Genomic DNA, 24736 nt, shown 5'->3' with positions numbered 1-24736 from the left:
GCGCCCTCGCTGCGCGCGACCGATGCGGCCGGTTACGCCGATGCCGTCATCCACGCGCGAACCGCGGTGGGCCTGCTGCGCTACCACGCCGCCATGGCGACCCCCGGCCCCGACCGCATCGGCAGCCTGTCCGGTGTGCGGTCGGCGATGATGGCGGACAACATCTCGGCGATCGTCGAGCGCGAGCAGCGGCGCGGCCCGACGCTCGTCTTCGCGCACAATTCGCACCTGCGTCCCCGGGTGCCGGATCAGCCCGAATGGAGCAACGCGGGCGCGCTCGCCGCCTTCACCCTCGGCGAGCGCTATCTGTTCGTCGCGACCGACGCGGGCCTCGACCCGGTCCCCGGCACCCTCCAGGGTGTGCTCGCCGAGGCGACGCCCGGCCGCGCCCTGTTCCCGGCGCGAGCCCTGCGAACCGCCCTGTCCCCCGCGATCGTGTCCGGCGAACCGATTGTGCGCGGCCATTTCCCGCTCACGGTCGCCGATCTCGACGGCGCCGACGCGATCGTCTTCATCACCGACACCGACGGCGTTCAGCATCAGTACTGGTAGCGGCAACAGGCCCGCGGACACCCGGCCACGGTCGGGTATCACGGAATTGTCTGTGGCCACTGCCAGACTCACCGGTATGCGGTGGGCGGTGGCGGAGACGGGTGACGGCGGGGCACGGGTGTGCCCGCTGGACGAGCGCGGCCGACCGGCGGGCCCGGTGGTCGAGGAGTCCTCGCTCGCGGCGGCGGTGCGGGCGCGGCCGGAGGTCGAGCGGTGGGTGTGGCGGTCGACGGCGGCGATCTACAAGCGGCTGCTCGACGCCGGGGTGCGGGTGGACCGCTGCTATGACGTGGAGGCGGCCGAAGCGCTGCTGATCGGGCACGAACAGGGCCAGTCCGGGCAGGCCCGGTCGCTGGCCGCCGCGTGGGCGCGGCTGCACGGCCTGCCGGTTCCGCAGGACGCGCCCGCGCGGGCCGCCGACACCGAACCGACCCTGTTCGAATCCGGTCCGGTGCCGTTGCCGTCCAGGACCGACGAGTTCACCGCGCTGCTCGAGGTGTACGCGGGACAGGTCGCGCGCACCGCCGCGGCCGAGCACCCGGCCCGCATGCGGATGCTGCTCGCCGCCGAGTCCGCGGGGCTGCTGGTGGCGACGGAGATGTCGCGCGCCGGGATTCCGTGGCGCGCCGACGTCCACCGCGAACTGCTCGATTCCCTGCTGGGCGAACGGGTGCCGAGCGGGTCGGAGCCGCGACGGCTGGCCGAACTGGCCGACGAGGTGTCGCGGGCCTTCGGGACCGGGGTGCGGGTCCGGCCCGATCTGCCCCAGGACATCATCCGCGCGTTCGCCCGCGCGGGAATCCTGTTGTCCTCCACGCGGAAATGGGAGCTCCAGGACATCGACCATCCGGCGGTGGAACCGCTGCTGGAGTACAAGAAGCTCTACCGCCTGCACACCGCCCACGGCTGGTCCTGGATCGACCAGTGGGTGCGCGACGGCCGATTCCGGCCCGAGTACCTGCCGGGCGGCACGGTGACCGGCCGCTGGACCACCAATGGCGGTGGCGCGCTGCAGATTCCGAAGATCGTGCGCCGCGCCATCCGCGCGGATCCGGGGTGGCGGCTGGTGGTCGCCGACGCCGACCAGATGGAACCGCGAGTGCTGGCCGCCATCTCCCGCGACCGGGGCCTGATGGAGGTGGCCGGCCGGGGCGAGGACCTCTACGCCGATCTCGCGGCCCGCGCCTTCGGCGGCGACCGCGCCCAGGCCAAGATCGCCATGCTGGGCGCGATCTACGGCCAGACCTCCGGCGACGCGCTCACCCACATGGCGGAGTTGCGGCGACGCTATCCGGCCGCGGTCGCCTTCGTCGACGACGCGGCCACCGCCGGTGAACAGGGCCGCCTGGTCCGCACCTGGTTCGGCCGGACCTGTCCTCCCGCAACCGCTTTCGACCAATCCGACGACGACGCAGGCGGGTCCCCCGGTTTCGGCAGCACCCCGCGCGCCCGCGCCCGAGGCCGCTTCACCCGCAATTTCGTGGTGCAGGGCAGCGCCGCCGACTGGACGCTGCTGGTGCTCGCGGGCCTGCGCCAGGCCCTGCACACCGCCGGGCTCCGGGCCGAGCTGGTGTTCTTCCAGCACGACGAGGTGATCGTGCACTGCCCCGAGGCCGAGGCCGCCACCGTCGCCGCCGCGATCGCCGCGGCCGCGGACACCGCCGGTCAACTCGCGTTCGGCCCGACCCCGGTGCGCTTCCCCTTCACCACCGCCATAGTCGAGTGCTACGCGGACGCGAAATAGGCCCGAATCCCGTCGCCGGTGGTCAGTGCCCGCCCGCACTCTCGAGCAGTCGCGCCTGGTAGTGCCGCATGCCCGCCAGCCAGCGGTCGTAGTCGGCGCCCTTGCGGCGGTACATGTCGAGGACTTCCGGGTGCGGCAGGATCAGGAAGCGTTCGTCGTCGACGGCGGCCAGCACCAGTTCGCCGACCTCGTCGGGGGTCAGGACCGTGCCCGCCGAGGTGACCGCGCGGGTAGCGGCCATGCCGAGGGCGTCGCCGGAGTGTTCGCCCGCGCGCAGCAGCGGGGTCTCCACGCCCATCGGGCACAGGCAGCTGACCCGGATCCCGGCGTCGCCGTAGGTGACCGAGAGCCATTCGGCGAAGCCGACGGCGGCGTGTTTGGTGACCGAGTATGCGGCCGAACCGATCTGGGTGAGCAGGCCCGCCGCCGAGGCGGTGCTGACGAAGTACCCCGCGCCGCGTTCGACCCAGCCGGGCACCAGCAGCCGCGCCGCCCGGATGTGCGCGTTGAGGTTCACGTCGAGGGTGACACCCCAGTCCTTGTCGTCGCCGAGCCCGACCCCGCCCATGACGCCCGCATTGGCGAAATACAGGTCCACCGGCCCGAATTCGGTCTCGCACCGGGCGATGAGCTCGGCGATGCGATCGGCGTCGGCCACGTCGGCCCCGACCGCCACGGCCGCGCCCGGGAATTCCGGTTCCAGCGCGGCGACCACGGCCGCGGCCGCGTCGGCGTTCAGATCCGCGACCACCACCCGCGCCCCGGCCCGCACCAGCCGGGCGGCGATCGCCCCGCCGATGCCGCCGCCTCCTCCGGTGACGATGGCGTTCTTGCCCGCGACCTGCACGGATGCTCCCTCCGGCCGATTCCGGCCGCCGATCCACGCCGTCGGAGGCGGGATCGAACGCGCCGGCTCATGAAAATATGAACCCTGCGTCGGATTCAAGTTCATGACTTCCCCGCCGTCAACCGTCCCGGTCTCGATTACGTCGAGGCTTTCACCCGCACCGGGTTCACCGGCGGGCTGAACTCCTACCGCCGGCTGATCAGTCCGTCTTCAGTTGCAGCGCGTTCACCCACAGCTGGGTCAGGGTGGTGACCAGTTTCTCGAACGGGATCCGTTGCTTCTGCACGAAAACCATCGACGCCATCCGGCTCACCATGGCCGACAGCGCGTGCGCGGTGATCATCGGATCCAGGTCGGCGCTGGCCTGCCCGGACTCCTGCAGTTCGCGGATCATGCGCGCGTTGCGCTGCGCGAACGCCTTCCCGCGTTCCATCCGCATGCGCCGGAAGTTCTCGTCGATCTGGGCGACCTGTTCGAACAGGGCCATGAGCCGGGCATTGCGCTTGTAGGACAACAGGTAGTCGCGGTTGGCGGCCTCGATCAGGGCGCGCGGATCGGTGATCCCGCTGCGCTCGCGCACGTGCGGGTGCAGCATCTCCTCGGAGACCTGCTCGACCAGCGCGGCGAAGATCTCCTCCTTGCTGTCGAAGTAGGTGTAGAAGGATCCGGCGGCCATGCCCGCCGTCTTGGAGATGTCGGCGATCTTGGCGTCCAGGTAGCCGTCGCGTTCGAACACCTCCCGCGCGGCCGCGATCAGCGCACCCTTGGTTCGCTGCCCACGCCGGGTGGGCGGCACGGCCCGCCGCGACGCACTCTCGCCTGCCATCGATTCGGACGCCAAAACTGATCACTGCCTGTCGTTTCGCGGATGATTGTCCAAGCAGCAACCGTATCAATACGGGCGGGCCGGACCGCAGCGGACAACGTGCGCCCACCCATTCCGCGATCCGGTGGCGGGCCGGGTGGAGACTGGGCGGATGCAGGATGCCTCGCGGGTGATCGTGGTGGACGCCGCCAATGTGGTCGGGTCGCGGCCGGACGGGTGGTGGCGCGACCGGGCCGGCGCGGCGCGGCGACTGCTCGGCGAGTTGGACGAGCTCGCGGCGCGACTGCCCGGATCGACGCGGATCATCGTGGTGCTGGAGGGCGCCGCCAAGGCCGCCGCGACCGATGGAGGCGGGGACGTCAGCGAGGGTGGGAACGGTCAGGACCCGTCGGCGCGACTGCGGGTGGTCCTTGCCGACGGATCCGGCGATGACGCGATCGTCGAGGTGGTGGCCGCCGAGGTCGCCGGCGCGGATCGCATGCCCGCGGTCACGGTGGTGACGGCTGATCGTGGATTGCGGGCGCGCGTCGAATCCCTCGGCGCGACAACGGCCGGGCCCGGCTGGCTGCGAAACCAGCTGTCGTAGGCGGCCTTCCACCTCCGGGTGGTCGTATTTACCCTGAGACCGCCCCGAGGCGATATCCCCCGCGGGTGGGATTTCCCGGGCGGCGATTTTCGGTAGGTTCGGAACGGTGCAGCCGCCGTTGAACGTTCGTCTGCGCGGGGTGGGCCTGATCATCGGTGTGCTCTGCGTGTCCCTGCTGGGTTCCTGGTTCGCGCCGCAGGCCCGGGCCGATGGGGCCGCGAGCGGTGGCGACCTGACGGTGGCGCAGTCCCTCGGCGCCCGGGAGCTGACCGTGGTGGTGCGGCGGGCCGAGGCCGGGCCGTTGCGGGTCGAGGTCGTCACGCATGCGGGAACCGCGGCCGGGAAGCTGGCGGTCACCGCGACGCCGGTCGATCGCGGGGGTGAGACGTCCACGGGGACGGTCGAGCTCGGGGATCGCCCCGGCGTCTACGCGGCGACCCTGCGGGTGGATCACGCCGGGCCGTGGGAGTTGAGCGTCTCCGATGGCGAACGCACCGCGCGGATTCCGTTCCTGGTGGCCGCGCGGGTGGTGACACCGTGGGAGCGGGCGGCGTACGGCGGATTCTTCGCGGCCGGAGCGCTGCTGCTGGTGGCATTGGGAACCGCGCTGCTCGCCAAACGGGGCTGGCCGACCTTGATTCCGGTGGGCGCGCTGATCGCCGCGCTGACCGTGGGCACGACCGGAGCCGTGTTGTCGTCGCACGCACCGCAGCCGCGGCCCGCGGGCAGTCTGCTCGATCCGACCTCGGGCAATATCGGGAATCCGTATCCGGAACGGGATCTGCCGCTGACCGCGAACTACTCACGGCCCCCGGCCAATCTGACCGTGCGCGCGCAGCCCGCCGCGGCGGGCAAGCCGGCCGAGATCGCGCTGTCGCTGACCGATTCGGCGACGGGGCGGCCGGTGGACGATCTGCTGGTCAGCGATGACGCGCTCCTGCATCTGATGGTGGTCGGTCCCACGGGACGGCTGTGGCATCGGCATCCGGTCCGGGTCGCGCCGGGCGAGTACCGGGTCAGCCTGGGTTCCCTCGAATCCGGTGACTACGCCGTGGCCGCCGAGATCGCGCGGCGCGGGGGCGGCGTGCAATTGCTGCGGTCCTCGGTGCGGATCAGCGGCCGAGGCGATGCCGGTCCCGGCGACGGTCAGGGTGCCGCGCCGAGCGGTGCGACGCTGACCACGACCGAGGCGGTCTCGGGCGAACCCACCACGCTCACCGCCGCATTCGGCGGTCCGGCGGATCTGCAGCCCTGGCTGGGCATGGTCGGCCACCTCATCGCGGTCGGCCCGCTGCCGGAGGGGGTGCCCGCCGGGACGGCCGCGGCCACCGTCCCGATCTGGGCGCACGCGCACGCCATGGCCCCGCTGCCCGCGCTCGGCACGCAACCGCCGGACGAGACCGTGGCCGCGTTCGGCCCGAATGTGGCTTTCACCTTCACTTTTCCGCTGCCCGGCCGCTACCTCGTATGGGCGCAGGCCGAGCGCGGCTACACGGTGATGACCGTCCCGGCCACCGTCGACGTTCGAGCGGGGGTTCCGCGATGACCAAACGCACCGCGGTGATCGTGGCCGTCGCCGCCGTGGTGGCGGCGGTGGCGGCGTGGCTGTTGTGGCCCGCCGCCGACGCACCATCGGTGTCCCGCAGCGACGCCGGGCCCTACCGGGTGGAGCTGCGGGTGTCGGGAGGCTCCGCGCACGCCGGCGACAACACCGTCGATCTCGAGATCACCGACGCCCAGGGCACGTCCGCGACACCGGACAAGGTGTCGGTGGAGCCCGCCATGCCGCAGATGGGTCACGCCCTCCCGCCGAGCGCCGCGGCCGCGGTGACGCCGGGCCACTACCGGGCGACGGTGGCGCTGCCGATGCCCGGGCAGTGGGAGATCGCGGTGAAACTGTCCGGCGCACCGGGTTCCGGGAGCGCCGTGTTCTCCGTTCAGGCCAATTGAATCGAAGGAAAGAGGATCAGGAGCAGCACATGGACCTCACCGCCAATGGTCGCGGGCTCACCGCCGAGGCGACCGCACCGATCACCATCCGCCCCTGGCTACCCGCGGCGATCCTCTTCGCCGCCAGCATGACCTTCGCGGTCGGGTCCACCTGGGACATCCAGTGGCACACCGATGTCGGACCCGACACCTTCTTCACCCTGCCGCACCTGTTCATCTACGCCAGTGCCGCGGTGGCCGGATTCACCGGTCTGACAGTCATTCTCATCACCACCGCCGCCGGTCGCGCCGGCCGCCGGGTGGACGGCGAGCTGGGCGGGCCGGGTATCGGGGTGTTCGGCCGGACGTTCACCGCGCCGCTCGGCTACATGGTGGCCGCTCTGGGCGCGGCCTCGTTCCTGCTGTACGGGCTGTGGGATCTGTGGTGGCACAGCCTCTACGGGTTCGACGCCATCATCGATTCGCCGCCGCACATCGGGTTGTTCCTGTCGAGCACGGTGATCTCGGTCGGCACCGTGATCGTGTTCGCGGCGGCGCGGGCGCACCGGTGGGGCCGGGTGGGCGCGCTGTTCGCGCTGGCGCACCTGGCGACGTCGAGCACGGTGACCGCGCTGGCGGTGCAGCGGCTCAGTGTCGGGTCGGTGCGGTGGACGGTGGCCGTCACCGCGTTCATGGTGATTCTGCTGATGCTGGCCGGCGCGGGCTTCGAACGCTGGGGCGCGACCATCACCGCGGCCTTCGCCTCCGGCATCCAGGGCGTGTTCTGGTGGTTCGCGCCGTGGGCGGCCCGGGCGTACACGGACTTCGTGGGATTGCCCATGCGCGAACACATTCGGGGCATTCCGGCGACACCGGCCCTCATCCCGTTCTGCCTGATCCCCGTCGGCATCGTGATCGACCTGCTGCTGCGCCGCGCCGACAGCCGGTCCCGGCTGCTGCCCGTCCTGGCCGGTGGCCTCGGCGGGGCGATCATCGGCGGGTTCAACCCGGTGCAGCAGATCATCATCTACGACGCCCATCTGCCCCGCACCACGGTCATGGTGGCCACCACCGTCGCGGCCGCCCTGCTGGGCGCGCTCGCCGGGTACCTGGGCCGCCCGTTCGGCGAGATGCTGCGTCTGGCCGCCCCCTCCGAGAAGGTCAGCGCATGATCAACCGCCTCGTCACCCTCGCCGCGACCCTGCTCGCGATCTTCGGACTGACCGCGGCCACCGCGGGCACGGCGTCGGCGTATCAACCGGTGAATATCGTCCACACCGAGCACGTGCAGGCCGGACCGTATTCGCTGACCGTCGGATTCAGCGAATGGCCGCTGCGCGCCATGCAATCCCTGGATTTCACGTTCATCCCCGACGGCGGAGTCGACGACAAGACCGGCACCCTCACCGAATATCAGCCCAACGGCAAAGTCCGCCGCGCCGAACCCCTGTCCCGGCATCCCCGCAAACGCGACGTGTGGGGTTTGGACGTCCGCTCGCTCGACCAGGAAGGCACTTGGAAATTCCATTTCGTCATCGACGGCCCGCAGGGCCGCGGTGAAGGCGACCTCGCCAACCTCCAGGTCCTCGAACAGCCCGGTCCGCCACTGGGTATAAGCTGGGCGATCAGCACCCTGCCGCTGATCGGCCTGATCGCCTTCCTCGTCTACGCATGGCGCCGCAACCGCCGCCCGGCCCCGGTCCCGCAGCCGGTGTGACGGCCGGTTCGGTAGTCCCGACGACCGCGCGGGGCTACCGGCCGAAAGGGCGGGCGCGGGTGAGGATCTCGTCGACGGTCTCGGAGACCGTCAGGTCCGAGGTGTCGAGCCAGAGGCCCAAGGGCGGGGTGTCATCGCGAAGCCCGGTATCGAGGTCGGCCACCGTGAAGGTGCCGTAAGCCTTCTTCGCGCGACCCGACTCCCGCCGCGCCACCGCCTCCCGACTCGGCGCCAGGACCACCACGTACAGCGGATCCGTACGGATCTCGCCGATCAGATACGGCAGCATCGCACCGAGCACGACGTCCTGGAGTACCGCGGTGAACCCGGCGTCGGCGTAGGCGTCGGCGGTTCGGGCCGCGAGCCGGTGGCGGAGGCGCAGCTGCTCGACGGCTTCGGAGGTGGGATCGGGTGACATGTCCACGCGACCGCTCACCACGAAGCGGCGAAAGACATCGCCTCGAACATGAGCCGATCGTGGAAGGCGCTCAGCAAGCGCTTGGGCGACAGTCGATTTCCCTGATGCCTGAATACCGGTAATCAGATACACCGCCGGGGTGAGTGCGGCCGAGCGGGATTCGGGGGTTCCGGACACGATTCGAACATAGCCGAACCAGGCTTTCCACGGAGGAACTCAGTGCCCGGTAGAAGACAATTCGCGACGGACAATTCGTGCGAATTATCTTGCCGGACAGCGCAATTAGACTCTGCGATGGAGCCGAAATTGATAGAATAGCAGCATGAATTGGGGCGGGCAGGTTCTCGGCGACGAAGTCACGGTGGCGGATGCCACCGGGCTCGTTTCCGACGCCGTGAGCGTGCTCGTCCACGATTCTCTGGATGCGCTTTCCGATGAGGATCTCGTGGATATGTTGCGGGATTGGAAACCGGAATCCCGCCAAGGTCGACGCCGACACCCGCGACCGGGCCGAATTCCAGCTGGCCCACTTCGCCGCCACCTCCACGCCCGACGACCTGCCCAAGATCGGTGACCGGCTGCTCGGTTACCTCGATCCCGATGGGCGTCTCACCGATGACACCGACCGGCAGCGCCATCGCGGCATCACGCTCGGCAAGCAGGGCGTGGATGGGATGTCCACGCTGACCGCCGAACTGACCCCCGTCGCGCGCGCCGTGCTGGATCCGATCTTCGCGAGCCTGGCCCAGCCGGGCATGTGCAACCCCGACGACGCCGAAAGCCCCTGGACCACTGAAGGACTCGATGACGAGGCCCTCGCCGGTCTGGAACGGGCCACGCGTCGCGACACCCGCACCGCCGCACAGCGCAACCACGATGCGCTCGTCGCGTTCCTGCGTCCGGAGATGGGCCAGGAAAACGTGGGCACGCACCGCGGGCTGCCCGTGTCCACGATCATCACCATGAGCCTGGCGGAGGTCGAGGCCGCCGCCGGTGTCGCCACCACCGCTTCGGGTGGGACCGTGCCGCTGGAGCAGGCGTTGCAGCTGGCGCAGAAGTCCAAGCCGTTCTTGGCGATCTTCGACCACGCCGGACGCCCCCTGCACCTGGGCCCGGTCAAATGGTGGTCACGCCCCTAAAACGAGTCCCAGCCTCACCGAAGGTGGGGTACTTCGGGCTGCCTGCGTCACGAATGCTCGTGCCACAAGCGCGTTCGCAAACCTACAGAGAGTGTGGCCGCCTCGCCTGCCCTACCGGACTGGGGCTGACGCCAATCCACGAGCCGTCACCCGCCGATCCCAGCCCACAGACTGCACGCATCACCCTCTACAGAAAACGCCTATCCCGTCGTCTTCCCCGGGAGGACGCGCGGCCGAGCCGTGAGTGGGGCTGGTAGGTGAGCGGGCCTCGCAAGCTCGGCCACCCTCTCTCTTCTCCAGGCGTCTTTGTCTCGAGTCTTCTTTTGCCCTTGCTCTTCTTGGCTTCGTGACACGCCGATGATCTCTGCGTGTATCGACCACACCCAAGGTCCAGTTCGCCTAGCGTGAGCACGTTGGCGTCGAGAGGGGTCGAAGATGCGGGCCGGGATGTTGAGCGTGACGGACCTGGTGGCCAAGGTCGAGGCGGGCACCATCGACACGGTGCTGGTGGCCATGACGGACATGCAGGGCAGATTGCAGGGAAAGCGTTGCTCGGCACGGTATTTCGTGGAGGAAGTACTCAACCACGCCACCGAGGCCTGCGACTACCTGTTGGCCGTGGACGTGGAAATGACCACCGTCGACGGCTACGAAATGTCGTCCTGGGACACCGGCTACGGCGACTTCGTCCTGCGCCCGGACCTGAGCACCCTCCGCCTGCTGCCCTGGCTGCCCGGCACCGCCCTGGTGCTGTGCGACGTCGAGCAGGTCGACAACCACGGCCAACCGGTCACCGCCTCCCCCAGGCAGGTGCTGCGCGCCCAGCTGGATCGCCTGGCCGAGCGCGGCCTGTACGCCTATGTCGGCACCGAACTCGAGTTCCTCGTCTTCGACGACAGCTACGAGTCCGCCTTCCGCGGCGGCTACCGGGACCTGACGCCCGCCAATCAGTACAACGTCGACTATTCGATGCTCGGCACCGCCCGGATCGAACCCCTGTTGCGCCGCATCCGCACCGAAATGTCCGGCGCCGGAATGTATGTCGAATCCGCCAAGGGCGAATGCAATCCGGGCCAGCACGAGATCGCCTTCCGCTACGACGAGGCGCTGGTCACCTGCGACAACCACAGCATCTACAAGACCGGCGCGAAGGAGATCGCCGCCCAGGACGGCCGCAGCATCACCTTCATGGCGAAATACAATGAGCGGGAAGGCAATTCCTGTCACATTCACATCAGCCTGCGCAATGCGGGCGGGGAGCCGGTGTTCCCCGACGGCGACGGGCCCTCGACACTGATGCGGCACTTCATCGCCGGGCAACTGGACTCGCTGCGGGAACTCACCTACTTTCTGGCCCCGAACATCAACTCCTACAAGCGCTTCCAGGCCGGAAGCTTCGCCCCCACCGCACTGGCCTGGGGCCGCGACAATCGCACCTGCGCCCTGCGCACCGTCGGCCACGGACCGTCGCTGCGGTTGGAGAACCGCATCCCCGGCGGCGATGTGAACCCGTACCTGGCCGTCGCGGCGGTCATCGCCGCGGGCTTGCACGGTATCGACCAGCAGCTCCCCTTGGAGCCGGAGTTCCACGGCAACGCCTACCTCTCCAACCGCCCGCGTGTACCGAGAACCCTGCGCGAGGCCGCGCACTTGTTCGGTGAGAGCAAGGTCGCCCAGCAGGCGTTCGGCGCGGACGTGGTGCGGCATTACCGCAATGCCGCACAGGTGGAGCTGGACGCTTACGATGCGGCGGTGACCGATTGGGAGCGCATCCGTGGCTTCGAACGACTCTGACTCCGCACGGCGGCCGATCATCGGCCTGCCCACCTACTCCGAACGCACCCGGTTCGGCCACTGGGACGTGGACGCCGCCGTGCTGGCACGCACCTACGTGGACCTGACCGAGCGCGCCGGCGGAATTCCGGTCCTGTTGCCGCCCACCGGCGCCGCGCGGCCCGAGCTGATCGAACGCCTCGACGGCCTGGTCCTCACCGGCGGCGCGGACCTGGATCCGGCCCGCTACGGCGCGGCACCCCATCCCGAGACCGGCCGACCGCGGCTCGACCGCGACGAATCGGAGTTCGGGCTGTTCGAGCTGGCGCGGGAGGCGGGTCTGCCGATCCTGGCGATCTGCCGCGGCCTCCAGCTGGTGAACGCCGCGCTCGGCGGCACCCTGCACCAGCACGTCCCGGATGTGGTCGGCCACACCGATCATTCCCGCACGCCCGGCGTCTTCACGGTCACGACCGTCAGCACCGTGCCCGGCACCCGGCTCGCGGAGATCACCGGCCCGGAGTCGAAGGCGCACTGCCACCACCATCAGGCCATCGACACGCTCGCCCCCGAGCTCACCGCCGCCGCGCACGCCCCGGACGGCATCATCGAGGCGGCCGAGGCCCGCGAGGGACCGTTTCTGCTGGGCGTGCAATGGCATCCGGAGGAGAACGCGACCGAGACCCGCCTCATGCGGGCGCTCGTCGATCAGGCCGCACAGTACGCGAAGGAGCGCAACCGGTGACCACGACCGACGTCGTCAACCCCGCCACCGAGACAGTGGTGGCCACCATCGAAGCGGCCGACGCGGCCGCCACCGACGCCGCCATCGAACGCGCCCAGCGCGCGTTCGCGGCCTGGCGGGCCGTCTCCCCCGGCGATCGGGCGCGGTTGCTGCGCCGCTTCGCCGAGGCGGTCGACGCCGAGATCGAGCAGCTCGCGCGGCTCGAGGTGAGCAATGCCGGCCACACCATCGGCAATGCCCGCTGGGAGGCGGGCAATGTCCGCGACGTGCTGCACTACAGCGCGGGCATGCCGGAACGGTTGCTGGGCAATCAGATTCCGGTCGCGGGCGGGGTGAACATCACCTTCTGCGAACCGCTCGGCGTCGTCGGCGTCATCGTGCCCTGGAACTTTCCGATGCCGATCGCGGCGTGGGGATTCGGGCCCGCGCTCGCGGCCGGGAACACGGTGGTGCTCAAGCCCGCCGAGCTCACCCCGTTGACGGCGATCCGGCTCGGCGAGCTGGCGCTGGAAGCGGGCCTGCCCGAGCATGTCTTCCAGGTGATCCCGGGCCGCGGCTCGGTGGTCGGGGCGCGCTTCGTCACCCATCCCGCGGTGCGCAAGGTGGTGTTCACCGGCTCCACCGAGGTCGGCAAGCAGATCATGGCCGGTTGCGCCGATCAGGTGAAGCGGGTGACCCTCGAATTGGGGGGCAAGAGCGCCAATATCGTGTTCGCCGACGCGGATCTGGAGCGCGCCGCCGCCACCGCACCGTACGGCGTGTTCGACAATGCCGGGCAGGACTGCTGTGCCCGCTCCCGGATCCTGGTGCAGCGCAGCGTCTTCGACCGATTCCTCGAACTCCTGGAGCCGGCCGTGCAGGGTGTGCGGGTCGGCGATCCCGGCGACGAGTCCACCGAGATGGGCCCGCTCATCTCCGCCGCCCACCGCGACCGCGTCGCCGGATTCCTGGAACCCTCGACCAAGGTCGCCTTCACCGGCGCCCGCCCCGACGGCCCCGGATTCTGGTTCCCGCCCACGGTCGTCCTGCCCACCTCCCCCACCGACCGGGTCCTCACCGAGGAAGTGTTCGGCCCGGTCGTCGCGGTCCTGCCATTCGACGGCGAGGCCGACGCGCTGCGTATCGCCAACGACACCGAGTACGGCCTGTCCGGCTCGATCTGGACCTCCGACGTCGGTCGCGCCCTGCGGGTGGCGCGCGGCGTCGAGGCCGGGAATCTGTCGGTGAATTCCCATTCCTCCGTGCGGTATTGGACGCCGTTCGGCGGTTTCAAGCAGTCCGGCCTGGGCCGCGAGCTGGGACCCGACGCGGCGAAGGCGTTCACCGAAACCAAGAACGTCTTCCTCGCCACCGAATAGTCGCACGCCGGCACCCATCAATCGAAGGAGATACGTTGCAGCGCTTACAGGATCGGGTCGCGGTCGTCACCGGCGGCGGCAGCGGCATCGGGCTCGCCACCGTCCGCCGGTTCGCCCAGGAGGGCGCCAAGGTCGTGGTCGCCGATATCGACGCCGCGGCCGGTGAGGCCGCCGCGGCCGAGGTCGGCGGCCTCTACGTGAAGGTCGACGTCACCGACGAGGATCAGGTGCGGGCCATGTTCCAGACCGCCGTGGACACCTACGGCGGCCTCGACATCGCCTTCAACAACGCGGGCATCTCACCGCCGGACGACGATTCGATCCTCACCACCGGCATCGACGCCTGGCGCCGCGTGCAGGAGGTCAATCTGACCTCGGTGTACCTGTGCAGCAAGTACGCCATCGAGCACATGCTCGAACGCGGCAAGGGCTCGGTCATCAACACCGCGTCCTTCGTGGCGGTGATGGGCGCGGCCACCTCGCAGATCTCCTACACCGCGTCCAAGGGCGGCGTGCTGGCCATGAGCCGCGAGCTCGGAGTGCAGTTCGCGCGCCAGGGGATTCGCGTGAACGCGCTGTGCCCCGGACCGGTCAACACTCCCCTGCTGCAGGAGCTGTTCGCCAAGGATCCGGAGCGGGCCGCGCGCCGGCTGGTGCACATTCCCACCGGCCGGTTCGCCGAACCGGAGGAGATCGCCGCCGCCGTGGCCTTCCTCGCCAGCGACGATTCCTCCTTCATCACCGCCTCGCAGTTCCTGGTCGACGGCGGCATCTCCGGGGCCTACGTCACCCCGCTGTAGTCACGCGCCGACGGGGGCCTCCTCGGCCTCCGGCGGCTCCTCCACGGTCCGCTTGGGCCCGGTGAACCAGCGCCGGGCCGAGGCGAACCACCAGATCGCGATCGCGCCCACCACCCCGACCAGGGTCAGCGGCGCGTAATTCACCGAGTTCCAGGTGAATCCGTCCACCCACGGATACCCGTGGTCGTCGGTCGGCAGGATGAACAGCACGCTGATCAACACGATCCAGATCAACGCGATGATCCCGACCGGCCGATACCAGCGCCCCAGCTGCCAGGGTCCGGCCTGGAATCGATTGCCGCGCAGCAGCCGCAGCAGCACCGGAATCCCGTAGGCGATGTAGAGGCCGATGGTCGCCACCGAGGTCGCCGCGGCGTAGGCGGTGGGCGCGTTGGCGGCGGGCACCAGCATCGACGGAATCAGCAGGATGAACGCGAACACCGACACGAAGACGACCGCGTTGACCGGCACCCGCCGCGCCGACAGCGTCGCCCACAGCTTGGATCCCGGCACCGCGCCATCGCGGGCGAAGGCGAACAGCATCCGCGAGGCCGCGGTCACCGAGGCGTAGCCACAGAACAATTGGGCGATCGCGGCGATGATCAGCAGCAGCCCGGACCAGAACGAATTCAGCGAATTCTGCAGGATGTAGATGACCGGATAGCCGCTGTTCTTCGCCGGGTCCAGGGCGTCGTCGAGATTCGGGATCGCGAAGGTCACCGCCATGATGAGCAGATATCCGGCGACCGCCGACACCACGATGGTGTTGATGATCCCCTTGGCCGCCATCCGCGAGGCGTCGTGCGTCTCCTCCGACATGTGCGCGGAGGCGTCGTATCCGGTGAACGTGTACTGCGCGTGCAACAGCCCGAGCAGGAAACTGAACGCCACCCCGCCGAATCCCACGGCACTGTTGTCCACGGTCTTGGTGAACACGAATCCGATGCTCTGATGATGTCGCGCACCGAATCCCAGCACCACCACGAAGATGGCCACACCGCCCACATGCCACCAGGCCGACACATTGTTGATCACCGCCGACAGGTGCGGGCCGATCACGTTCAGCACCGCGTGCAGCACCAGGATTCCGGAGAACACCAGGAAGATGGCGGTGCGGTCGGTGCCGATGTCGATGCCGATCACATTGAGCACGACGGTGGTGAAAATGGCGGCGCCGTAATCGATCGCGGCGGTCACCGCGATCTGCCCGATCAGGTTGAACCAGCCGGTGAACCAGCCCCACACCGGGCCGCCCAGTTCCGACGCCCACCAGTACAGGCCGCCGGAAGTCGGGTAGGCCGAGGCCAATTCGGCCATGGCCAGGCCCACGAACAGCACCATCACCGATACCAGCGGCCAGCCCCACGCCATGGTGATGGGCCCGCCGTTGGCGAGTCCGATCCCGTAGCTGGCCAGGCCGCCGGTGAGAATGGAGACAATGGTGAAGCTGATCGCGAAATTGGAGAATCCCGACCAGGATCGGGCCAGTTCCTGTTTGTAGCCGAGTTCGGCGAGCCGCCGTTCGTCATCATCGGATCGAGACTGGGTTGCGGTCATGGGCACTCCCGAGTGAAAACGCCGCCCTCACACGGCGTTTGCCAGGAGCCCAGTGTGCGGCAAACCCGCTGGGTCCGCAGGGGCAACGCCGAAACCGGTCGCCCGGTACAGGTCTAGGGCCCCACCCTGGGAGACAACGAAGCTTGACCATAGACATTGTGTCTCGATAAATTCGACAGGTCCCCGCACCACCACACCCACGGCAGGAGATTCCGGTGACACAGCCCCCACGCGATCCGCACCCCGAATACCACGACCCGGACGCCGCCGACACCCTCTACACCACCAAGCCGCCCTGGGACATCGACCGCCCGCAACGCCCGTTCGTGGCCCTCGCCGACGCCGGTGAACTGCGCGGCCGGGTCCTCGACCTGGGTTGCGGCACCGGCGAACACGCCCTGCTCGCCGCGAGCCACGGCCTCGACGCCACCGGCATCGACCAGTCCGCCCACGCCCTGGACCTGGCCCGTACCAAGGCCGCCGACCGCGGCTTGAAGGCCACCTTCCGCCGCCACAACGCCCTCGAACTGCCGAGCCTCGGCGAAACCTTCGACACGGTCCTGGACTGCGGCCTGTTCCACCTCTTCGACGGCGCCGACCGCATCGCCCTGGTGACCGGCCTGGCCGCGATCCTGCGCCCCGGCGGCCGCTACTTCCTGCTGGGTTTCAGCGACCGCCAGCCCGGCACCTGGGGACCACATCGCCTGAGCCGCACCGATATCGAGACCGCCTTCACCGACGGCTGGCGGCTGGACTCGCTCGAACCCGCGACCCTCGACATCCTGTTCGACCCCACCCCGGTGGCGGCCTGGCTCGCGGCGGTGACCCGGCTCTGACCCCGGAGCCTTTCGCGGTTCGCACGGATGCGAAAAGCAGGGCGCAATTATGGTTAGCCACCTTGACAGAACCGCAGGCCCGCAGCCTGGAGTGATACGTTTTCTCTATGGTCGATTCGACCCATTAACTCTTCTTCGCGCATCAGGGAGATGGCGTGTCCAGAACTGTGAAGGTTTCCGTCGCATGGGTGTGCGGGGGCATTCTCGGGATTGTTGCCGGTTTGTCAGGAGCCGGGGGTGCGTCCGCCGACACGGCGGGCGGCCCGGTGCAGGTCGGGGATGCTCGATATTTCAGCCTGGGCGGGTGGAATTGTTCCATCGCCGCGGACGGCGCGGTGGGATGCGATCTGATGGTCCCGGCCGCCGTCATGAATGTGCTCTACCTCGGCGCGCAGGTGCCGCTGCCGAATGTGCCCGCCATTGTCATCGATTCGACCGCCGCGCCGGCGCATCCGGAGTGGAACTCCAACGGCAGTCACACACTGCCGGGCGGTAATCCGGCGCTGGCGCCCATCGCACAGGTGAGCGGGCACGATCCGCAATTCTCGGTCTCCTATGCCGGAGCGACCTGTCAGATCACCTATTCCGGTGCGGCCGTGTGCACTTCGATGGGGCACGGGTTCAGCCAAAGGGGACCAGAGCCTTTCGGCTACTGATCCCCTTCGAATCATTCGATGCCCGATGTCATCGGTACCAGACGCCGGAATCCCAGTCGCCGTAGTCCCAGACATCGAAATCGTAACGACCATGGGCGCCTCCGAAGAGATAGCCCCACCAGCCGGCCGATGTGTCGCAGATCTGGTCGTCGTGGTTGCACACAGTCAGCACCGGGAAGCCGCCGAACCAGTCGTCGACGCCCGCGAGCGGGTAGCCGATGATGCCACTGCCGGGCGTGGAGGACAAACCGCCCCAGCCCGGACCCGGAGCCCGCTTGGGATCCGACAGCAGAATGGCATTGGCATTGTCGATGTCCTGGTGTGCGGTGACCCAGGCGTGCACCAGACCCGCGCCCTCACTGTGCCCGATCAACCGGATATGGTCGCCGGGACATTCGTTGCGGTGCTGCCAGAACAACCGGTTGAGTTCGTTCAACCCCGACATCGGGTCGGCGGAGTTGTAACCCACCGGTTGATTCACGAACGGTGCGAACACGGACGAGGTGTTGTCGCCGAGTCCGCCGATGCCGATGGACCAATCGCCGGTGCAGTCATCGGCGTGGGCCCGCGGAGCCGTCAGGTGTGTGATGGAAAAAAGGATGGCCAACAGTAATGCGGCGAAGAGCGCCGTTGCTCTACGCATGGTCGTAACTCTCTGAATTGTCTTGCCTCCGGGACGAGCCCGGCTTCAGCTGGATGTACCCAGAAATTGCTGGAGTGCCTGATTCCTGGCGAAACAGTTACATCCGAGCCGGTTTCGTAGGCCGTACCGCGATGTCGCCGCGAAATCGCCCGGGCAGCGGGTCAATTGCGCAGACGGACCAGCGCGATGGGGCATTCACTGCCGTGCAGCAGCGCGTGACCGGTCGACCCGAGCGCCATCCCCGGATATCCGCGGGTGCCGTGGCTTCCGACCACCAGCAATTGCGCGTCCGCGGCGGCATCGAGCAGGATGCGCGCCGGATGCCCCTCCATGACAAGAGTTTCGACCTCGACCCCGGGAAAGGCCGCGGCATTGCGGTCCAGCATGCCGGTCAGCAGCCCGACGGCGTCGGCGTGGCTGCGGGTATCGCTGTCGCCGGACAACTCCCACGCCTGCACCGCCAGCAGCGGCGCATCGCGGCGCGAGGCCTCGTCGAAGGCGATCTCGAGCGCGCGGACGCTGTGCGCCGACCCGTCGACCCCGACCACCACCGGCCGGTCCGAAATCGGCTCGGTCCCACCGGGAACCACCACCACCGGTCCCTGCGCGTGCCGCGCCACGCCGGTGCTCACCGAGCCGAGCAGGCTGCGATGGTAGGCGCTCATGCCGCGCACGCCGACCACCACGAAGTACGCGGTCCCGGCCTGCTCGGAGAGCACGGTGACCGCGGGCGCGTCGACGAGGAAGGTGTGGATGGCGGGAACCGGCCGGTCTCCCACCGCTTTCCGGGCGATCTCGGCGGCATGGTCGAGCGCGTCCTGGGCGGTGTCGCGCAGCCGGTCGTGCAGCAGCCGGACCGGGCTCTCGTCCAGGGGCGCGTCGGCGACCGCCGGCACCGCGAACACCAGGTGCAGTGGCGCGCCGCGCAGGGCGGCGTCGACCGCGGCCCAGCGCACCGCGTGCAGCGCGGATTCGGAGGCGTCGACCCCCACCACGATCGGCCGGTCGAGATTGTTGGCAGGCACCGCGTTCCGCCTCCTCCCAGGCCCCCTCCGCAGGCGATCCTACGGACCGACCGCCCGGTCCTGAGGCTGACTCGCCGTGGGCAGTCCGACCACGAAGATCGGCTGCCCCGGGCTCATGGTCGCCGACTGATCCCGCAGGATCTGCCACAGCAGCGAGTACGGCACGCCGGTCACCGGGTCACGCAGCCGCATGACCGTCGGCGCGCCGGTGAGAATGCGATGATCGTCGGTCCAGATCCGCCGGAACGGCTCGAACCGCCCGAGTTCGGCCAGCACCCGCGCGTCCTCCTCGGTCTCACCCTCGTCCATGGCCAACAGCCCGCGCAGGGTCGAGATGGCATGGCGCAGCGAGCCGGACCAGTCGACGAGGACGTGGCGCGCGAGATCGTCGGTGAGCATCCAGTGCAGGAAATTGCCGTCGTCGCCGAGTCCGGGGAACGTGCGCAGATGGACGGCGTTGGCGGCCAGCACATTCAGGCGACGGTCGAGATAGGCCGCGGGATGCGGCAGGTGGACATCGAGATTGTCCAGCATGGCCGCGGTCAGCGGCGGCTCGTCACGCGGCGGGGCATGCTGCCCGAGCGCGGCCAGGTCGTGCAGATGCCGGTACTCGGCCATGGTCAGGCGGGCGACCCGATCCAGGTAGCGGACCATGGCGATGAGCACCTGTTCGGTGGGGCGGTCACGTTCCCCGCGTTCCATCCGGGTGATGTAGCTGGCGCTCACCCCCGCCCCGAAGGCCAGCCGTTCCCGCGAGACCCCCCGCCGCTCGCGCAACCGCCGCAGCGTGCCGCCGAAGTTCGGCGGCACGGGCGGGCCGGGGTCGTGGACCCCGCCGCGAGGCTCATGCCCCGCGCTGCCGATGGTCGACTCGGTCATCATCCCGCCCCCGGAATTCGCCCATCCGCCATGGATGGACCCTGAACATGTGGCTACTTCCTAGCAGCCTGCTCCAGCCTCGGCAACTCGGAAATCCGGTAAAAATAGGGGCAGAACGGCCATTGCATGCCTGGCTCTCGGCGTCTCCGGCCGCGGGTCGAGAATCGGTGTCGGTTGGACGACGGATCGGTGGAGACACCGCCCGTCGGCGTGGCTGCCGCATCACGCCGACCGATGCTGATCCACTGATCATGATCATCGGCACCCGGCGAAGGAGGCACGCGATGGCATTGCGACGCCGTCAACTACTGCTCGGATTCGCCGGAGCGAGCGGGCTCGTCCTGGCGGGCTGCGGCAGGGATCCCGCGGCGCCGCCCACGCCCGCCAAGATCCACTTCGAGCCCGCACCGGCGGCGCAGCCGGTGTCGGCCCGCACACCCGGCACGGTGACCGTCACCGACGGCACCCTGACCTCGGTCGAATGGCTCGACGAGACCGGCCGCGCGCTGCCCGGCGCACCGGCCCCCGATCAGAAGAGCTGGGTCAGCGCCGAACCGCTCGGCTACGGCCACGCCTACCGGGTGAAGGCCGTGGCCAAGGGCGAGACCGGCGACATCACCGCGACCGCGACGTACACGACGCCCCAGCCCGATCGGATCGTCGACGTCTCGCTGCGGTCGGCGAATCAAGTGGAGCTCGCCGAAAATGACACGTACGGTGTCGGTTTCGTACTCGTCGCACATTTCACCGAGGCCGTGGACCGGCACGCCGCCGAATCCGCGCTGAAAGTCGTGACCGCGCCGGCGGTGGCGGGAGCCTGGTACTGGCTCGACGATCGCAACGCGCACTGGCGGCCCGAGCTGTATCACGCGCCCGGCACCCGGATCACGGTGACGGCGGACCTGTTCGGCGTCCCGCTCGGCGACGGCGCGTACGGCCTGCGCGATCAGCGGGTGTCGGTGACCATCGGCGCGGCGCATGTGGCGATCGCCGACGACAACACCAAGATGATCGACGTGTTCGACAACGGAAACCTGGTGCGCTCCATGCCGACCTCGATGGGCATGGGCGGTTCGGCGGTGATCGGCGGCCGCCAATTGTCGTTCTGGACCCGGCCGGGCACCTACACGGTGCTGGACAGCTCGGATCCGGTGATCATGGATTCGGCGACCTACGGCCTGCCCACCAATGCCAGCCTCGGCTACCGGACCACCATCCATCACGCCGTGCGGATCAGTCACGACGGCATCTACGTCCACGAACTGGCGCAGAGCATGTGGGCGCAGGGCAATACCAATGTCTCGCACGGCTGCCTCAACATCTCCCCCGACGACGCCACCTGGTTCTTCGGCTTCGTCATCCCCGGCGATGTGGTGGAGGTCCGCAATACCGGCGGCGAACCCCTCGACATCTGGCAGAACGGCGACTGGTCGATCCCGTGGCCGGAATGGCAGCAGGGCCGGGCGCAGCCCTGACCTACCGGCGCACGCCCACGATCCGCAGCGCGAGATCGACGTAGTAGTCGCCGATCTCCTCCGGTGAGAGCGGCCCGTCGTCGCGATACCAGCGGGCCAGGTCGATGCCCAGCGACAGCAGCGCCACCGCGGCCATGCGCGGATTCGGGTTGTCGAACACACCCGCCGCGACGCCGCGTTCGATGAGCCGGCGCATCTCGGTGTCGATGACGCGGCGGATGTCCTTGATCTCCCGCTGATGTTCGGGGCTCAGCGCGGCGAGTTCGTAGTTGACCACCCGCGCGCCGGTGTGCCCGCGGGCATGGTCGATGGCGAAATCCCGCATCACCGCGACCAATTGCTCCACCGGGTCGTCGGAGGCGGACAGCGCGGCCCGCAACCGGGTCAGGGTGTTCTCGTGGCCGGCGCGCGAAACCTGGTAGAGCAGTTCCTCCTTGGACCGGTGGTGCACATAGATGGCCGCGGTGCTCAATCCCGCGATCGAGGTGATGTCGCGGGTGGTGGAGCCGTGGAAGCCGCGCTCGGCGAAAGCGACGATCGCCGCGTCCAACAGCCGTGCCCGCGTCTCGTCCGCGCGCGAGCGATCCTCTGATCCGGTCACCGGTACAGTCTCGCATCCGGCCACCGGAAATCTTCCGGCCCGCGGCTCGGCGGGCTGCCCCGACGGGCTCAGCGGGCGCGCTTTCCCCAGTTGGGGTCGCGGCGGCGCAGTTCCCACTGGGCGATGGACCGCTTGTGCACCTCGTCGGGTCCGTCGGCCAAGCGCAGGGTGCGGGTGTGGGCGTACATGCTGGCGAGCGGGAAGTCGTCGGAGACGCCGGCGCCACCGTGCACCTGGATGGCGCGGTCGATCACCTTCAGCGCCACGTTCGGGGCGGCGACCTTGATGGCGGCGATCTCGGTGCGGGCGGCCTTGTTGCCGACGGTGTCCATCAGGTACGCGGCCTGCAGGGTGAGCAGCCGGGCCATATCGATCTCGATGCGCGACTCGGCGATCCAGTCCTGGATGTTGGCCCGGTTGGCGACCGGCTCACCGAAGGTGACGCGTGCCTGCGCCCGGTCGATCATCAGGTCCAGGGCCCGTTCGGCCATGCCGATGGCGCGCATGCAGTGGTGGATGCGGCCGGGACCCAGGCGCGCCTGGCTGATCATGAATCCGTCGCCCTCGCCGGCGAGCAGGGCGGTGACGGGGACGCGGACGTTCTCGAAGAGCACCTCGGCGTGACCCTCGCGGTCTTGGTAGCCGAAGACCGGCAGCCCGCGCACCACGGTGACGCCGGGGGTGTCCATGGGCACGACCATCATCGACTGCTGGCGGTGAGTGGGCGCCTCGGGATCGGTCTTGCCCATCACGATCATGACCTGGCAGTTCTTGTGCAGGGCATTGGAGGTCCACCATTTGCGGCCGTTGAGCACGTACTCGTCGCCGTCGCGTTCCATGCGCAGCTGGATATTGGTGGCGTCGGAGCTGGCGACCGCGGGTTCGGTCATGGCGAACGCCGAGCGGATCTCCCCCTCGAGCAGCGGCCGCAGCCACCGCTCCTGATGCTCGGGGGTGCCGAACAGGGTCAGCACCTCCATATTGCCGGTGTCGGGGGCGCTGCAGTTGGTGGCCTCGGGCGCGAGACCCACACTGCGGCCCATGATCTCGGCCAGGTGCGCGTATTCCAGATTGGTCAGGCCCGGGCCCCATTCCGGGTGCGGGTGGAAGAGGTTCCACAGGCCGCGCTTGCGGGCCTCGGTCTTGAGCTCCTCGAGCACGGGCGGCTGGAAGTGCGGATCCCCGGATTCCGCCAGCTGCGCCTCGTAGACCGCTTCGGCCGGAAAGACGCGCTCGTCCATGAAGGCGAGCAGTTCGTCCCGATATCCCCGGGCCCGCTCCGACAGCTCGAACATCGACAACTCCTGATCGTGGGTCGCACACAGTGGTTACAGCCTCGCCAGGAACGTTATCCGAACCTGACTCCGGATTCAAGTATGGTTCGCGGTGCCATCATAAGCGTTGTCCGCCAAGCGCTTTCGCAATTCTCATGCGCGCCCATACCGCTGAGTGGAGACGAAACGGTGCCGTGACACCAGGGTGTCACGGCACCGTTCCGGGCGAGGCGGCCGGCGTCGGATGTACCTGATCACCCGACTCCGTGCCCCGCCATCGGAAGATCGATCAGGGTGGCGAGCGTCGCGCGGTGACGCCCAGCGCTGCCCGGACCGATCCGGACCGTAGTGGTCAGCGGCCACTCTCCTCGACCGCGTCGATCCCGGCCCGCAGCAGGGGCTCGACGGCGGCGCCGATCGTGTCGAACCCGCTGCCCACGGTTTGGCCGTGCAGGTAGCGGTAGTGGATCCCCTCGAGGATGGCGGCCAGTTTGAAGGCGGCCAGCCCCTGGTAGAAGCCGAAGTTCGCGAGGTCGCGGCCACTGTGCTCGGCGTAGCGGGCGAGGGTCTCGGCCTCGGTGAGATAGCCGGGGACACCGGACATGTCGCCGGGTACGCCCAGATCACCCAGCCGCTGATACAGCACCAGCAGGGCGACATCGGTGAGCGGGTCGCCGAGCGTGGCCATCTCCCAGTCGACGACGGCCGCCACCCGGTCGTGCGCGTCGACGAGGACATTGTCGAGCCGGTAGTCGCCGTGCACGATGCCGTCGGGCGACTGCTCGGGTTGCCGCGCCTCGAGCAGCGCGTAGAGCGCTTCGGCGGCAGGCAGGTCGCGGGTGTAGGAGGCGTCGAGCTGCTTCTTCCAGCGGTGCACCTGGCGGGCCAGGAAGCCGCTCGCCTTCCCGAAGTCCCCGAGCCCCACCGATTCCGGGTCGACGCGGTGCAGGGCGGCCAGCGCGTCGACCATGCCCTCGGAGATCACACGCGTCCGTTCCGGTCCGAGCGCCTCGAGTTCGGCCGCTTCCCGATAAGGAACGCCCGCAACGTTTTCCATGAGGTAGAACGGCGCGCCGAGAATATCGGAATCGGTGCACAGGACATAGGTGCGCGGGACCGGGACGGCGGTGTCGGCCAGGGCGCTCATGACCCGGAACTCACGGCCCATATCGTGTGCGGTGGCCAGCACGTGCCCCAGCGGCGGGCGGCGCAGAATCCATTCGGAGACACCGTCTCCCACCACGTAGGTGAGGTTGGAGCGGCCGCCCGCGATGAACCGTCCGGCCAGCGGCCCGGCCGCGAAGCCGGGCCGGGCGCGGTCGAGCCACGCGGCGAGCCGGGTCAGATCCAGGCCCG

The 24736-nt window shown here is 69.2% G+C and carries 25 protein-coding genes; 15 read left to right on the top strand and 10 right to left on the bottom strand.

What is annotated here, in order from left to right:
- Positions 1-552, top strand: a 552-nt coding sequence (locus ACWELJ_RS24375) for an erythromycin esterase family protein (RefSeq protein ID WP_452368443.1), incomplete at its 5' end; no start/stop codon positions are given.
- A gap of 52 nt (positions 553-604) precedes the next feature.
- On the top strand, positions 605-2296 hold the full coding sequence (locus ACWELJ_RS24370) for a bifunctional 3'-5' exonuclease/DNA polymerase (protein WP_452368442.1): 1692 nt from the start codon (positions 605-607) through the stop codon (positions 2294-2296).
- A gap of 22 nt (positions 2297-2318) precedes the next feature.
- On the opposite strand, the gene ACWELJ_RS24365 is transcribed toward ACWELJ_RS24370, so the two are convergent.
- Positions 2319-3143 (bottom strand): SDR family oxidoreductase, encoded by an 825-nt coding sequence (locus ACWELJ_RS24365; protein ID WP_452368441.1) that lies wholly within the window; start codon positions 3141-3143, stop codon positions 2319-2321.
- A gap of 199 nt (positions 3144-3342) precedes the next feature.
- Positions 3343-3969 (bottom strand): TetR/AcrR family transcriptional regulator, encoded by a 627-nt coding sequence (locus tag ACWELJ_RS24360; RefSeq protein WP_452368440.1) that lies wholly within the window; start codon positions 3967-3969, stop codon positions 3343-3345.
- Positions 3970-4120: 151 nt separating this feature from the next.
- Here ACWELJ_RS24360 and ACWELJ_RS24355 point away from each other — a divergent pair, with 151 nt between their 5' ends.
- From ACWELJ_RS24355 to ACWELJ_RS24335, 5 genes are all read left to right on the top strand, one after another.
- A complete protein-coding gene (locus ACWELJ_RS24355) occupies positions 4121-4555 on the top strand; it encodes a hypothetical protein (protein WP_452368439.1) in 435 nt (144 codons plus the stop codon).
- A gap of 106 nt (positions 4556-4661) precedes the next feature.
- A complete protein-coding gene (locus tag ACWELJ_RS24350; RefSeq protein WP_452368438.1) occupies positions 4662-6101 on the top strand; it encodes a hypothetical protein in 1440 nt (479 codons plus the stop codon).
- Positions 6098-6505: a FixH family protein gene (locus ACWELJ_RS24345; protein ID WP_452368437.1), complete on the top strand. Its 408-nt coding sequence runs from the start codon at positions 6098-6100 to the stop codon at positions 6503-6505. The genes ACWELJ_RS24350 and ACWELJ_RS24345 overlap by 4 nt, the downstream gene beginning before the upstream one ends.
- A gap of 29 nt (positions 6506-6534) precedes the next feature.
- Positions 6535-7656 (top strand): hypothetical protein, encoded by a 1122-nt coding sequence (locus tag ACWELJ_RS24340; protein WP_452368436.1) that lies wholly within the window; start codon positions 6535-6537, stop codon positions 7654-7656.
- Positions 7653-8201, top strand: coding sequence for a hypothetical protein (locus ACWELJ_RS24335; protein ID WP_452368435.1), 549 nt, complete (start codon positions 7653-7655; stop codon positions 8199-8201). The genes ACWELJ_RS24340 and ACWELJ_RS24335 overlap by 4 nt, the downstream gene beginning before the upstream one ends.
- A 34-nt stretch (positions 8202-8235) precedes the next feature.
- Here ACWELJ_RS24335 and ACWELJ_RS24330 read toward each other — a convergent pair whose 3' ends face one another.
- Positions 8236-8751, bottom strand: a complete 516-nt coding sequence (locus tag ACWELJ_RS24330; protein ID WP_452368445.1) for an AAA family ATPase — start codon at positions 8749-8751, stop codon at positions 8236-8238.
- A 290-nt stretch (positions 8752-9041) separates the two neighbouring features.
- Between ACWELJ_RS24330 and ACWELJ_RS24325 the strand changes: the two genes are divergently transcribed.
- The 5 genes from ACWELJ_RS24325 (at position 9042) to ACWELJ_RS24305 (ending at position 14434) form a co-directional block, all read left to right on the top strand.
- Positions 9042-9758 (top strand): DUF222 domain-containing protein, encoded by a 717-nt coding sequence (locus ACWELJ_RS24325; RefSeq protein WP_452368434.1) that lies wholly within the window; start codon positions 9042-9044, stop codon positions 9756-9758.
- Between the two features lie 447 nt (positions 9759-10205).
- Positions 10206-11552: a glutamine synthetase family protein gene (locus ACWELJ_RS24320; protein ID WP_452368433.1), complete on the top strand. Its 1347-nt coding sequence runs from the start codon at positions 10206-10208 to the stop codon at positions 11550-11552.
- Entirely contained in the window at positions 11533-12276 is a 744-nt protein-coding gene (locus ACWELJ_RS24315) for a gamma-glutamyl-gamma-aminobutyrate hydrolase family protein (RefSeq protein ID WP_452368432.1), read from the top strand. Before ACWELJ_RS24320 ends, ACWELJ_RS24315 begins: the two co-directional genes overlap by 20 nt.
- Complete coding sequence (locus ACWELJ_RS24310; RefSeq protein ID WP_452368431.1) at positions 12273-13634, top strand: aldehyde dehydrogenase family protein; 1362 nt, start codon at positions 12273-12275, stop codon at positions 13632-13634. Before ACWELJ_RS24315 ends, ACWELJ_RS24310 begins: the two co-directional genes overlap by 4 nt.
- Positions 13635-13654: 20 nt before the next feature.
- On the top strand, positions 13655-14434 hold the full coding sequence (locus ACWELJ_RS24305) for a 3-oxoacyl-ACP reductase (protein ID WP_452368444.1): 780 nt from the start codon (positions 13655-13657) through the stop codon (positions 14432-14434).
- On the opposite strand, the gene ACWELJ_RS24300 is transcribed toward ACWELJ_RS24305, so the two are convergent.
- Positions 14435-15991 carry an amino acid permease gene (locus ACWELJ_RS24300; protein WP_452368430.1) on the bottom strand — a complete coding sequence of 519 codons (1557 nt, stop codon included), beginning with the start codon at positions 15989-15991 and terminating at the stop codon, positions 14435-14437.
- A gap of 215 nt (positions 15992-16206) precedes the next feature.
- Here ACWELJ_RS24300 and ACWELJ_RS24295 point away from each other — a divergent pair, with 215 nt between their 5' ends.
- Both ACWELJ_RS24295 and ACWELJ_RS24290 read left to right on the top strand, forming a co-directional pair.
- Positions 16207-16827, top strand: a complete 621-nt coding sequence (locus ACWELJ_RS24295) for a class I SAM-dependent methyltransferase (RefSeq protein WP_452368429.1) — start codon at positions 16207-16209, stop codon at positions 16825-16827.
- A gap of 221 nt (positions 16828-17048) precedes the next feature.
- Complete coding sequence (locus ACWELJ_RS24290; RefSeq protein ID WP_452368428.1) at positions 17049-17483, top strand: hypothetical protein; 435 nt, start codon at positions 17049-17051, stop codon at positions 17481-17483.
- Between the two features lie 28 nt (positions 17484-17511).
- On the opposite strand, the gene ACWELJ_RS24285 is transcribed toward ACWELJ_RS24290, so the two are convergent.
- The 3 genes from ACWELJ_RS24285 to ACWELJ_RS24275 all read right to left on the bottom strand — a co-directional run bounded on the left by ACWELJ_RS24285 (position 17512) and on the right by ACWELJ_RS24275 (position 20030).
- Positions 17512-18126, bottom strand: coding sequence for a hypothetical protein (locus ACWELJ_RS24285; RefSeq protein WP_452368427.1), 615 nt, complete (start codon positions 18124-18126; stop codon positions 17512-17514).
- Between the two features lie 161 nt (positions 18127-18287).
- On the bottom strand, positions 18288-19151 hold the full coding sequence (locus tag ACWELJ_RS24280; RefSeq protein WP_452368426.1) for a universal stress protein: 864 nt from the start codon (positions 19149-19151) through the stop codon (positions 18288-18290).
- Between the two features lie 39 nt (positions 19152-19190).
- Entirely contained in the window at positions 19191-20030 is an 840-nt protein-coding gene (locus ACWELJ_RS24275) for an MmyB family transcriptional regulator (protein WP_452368425.1), read from the bottom strand.
- A gap of 284 nt (positions 20031-20314) precedes the next feature.
- Here ACWELJ_RS24275 and ACWELJ_RS24270 point away from each other — a divergent pair, with 284 nt between their 5' ends.
- On the top strand, positions 20315-21505 hold the full coding sequence (locus tag ACWELJ_RS24270; RefSeq protein ID WP_452368424.1) for an Ig-like domain-containing protein: 1191 nt from the start codon (positions 20315-20317) through the stop codon (positions 21503-21505).
- A 1-nt stretch (position 21506) separates the two neighbouring features.
- Here the strand turns inward: ACWELJ_RS24270 and ACWELJ_RS24265 are convergent, their stop codons facing one another.
- The 3 genes from ACWELJ_RS24265 to ACWELJ_RS24255 form a co-directional block, all read right to left on the bottom strand.
- Positions 21507-22106 (bottom strand): TetR family transcriptional regulator, encoded by a 600-nt coding sequence (locus tag ACWELJ_RS24265; RefSeq protein WP_452368423.1) that lies wholly within the window; start codon positions 22104-22106, stop codon positions 21507-21509.
- Positions 22107-22174: 68 nt separating this feature from the next.
- Positions 22175-23407 (bottom strand): acyl-CoA dehydrogenase family protein, encoded by a 1233-nt coding sequence (locus ACWELJ_RS24260; protein ID WP_452368422.1) that lies wholly within the window; start codon positions 23405-23407, stop codon positions 22175-22177.
- A 325-nt stretch (positions 23408-23732) separates the two neighbouring features.
- Positions 23733-24736, bottom strand: a 1004-nt coding sequence (locus tag ACWELJ_RS24255; RefSeq protein WP_452368421.1) for a phosphotransferase family protein, incomplete at its 5' end; no start/stop codon positions are given.

Source organism: Nocardia sp. NPDC004582 (genome assembly GCF_053602115.1).
The sequence above is the reverse complement of the archived record's forward strand: the minus strand, read 5'-3'. Positions and strand labels throughout refer to the sequence as shown.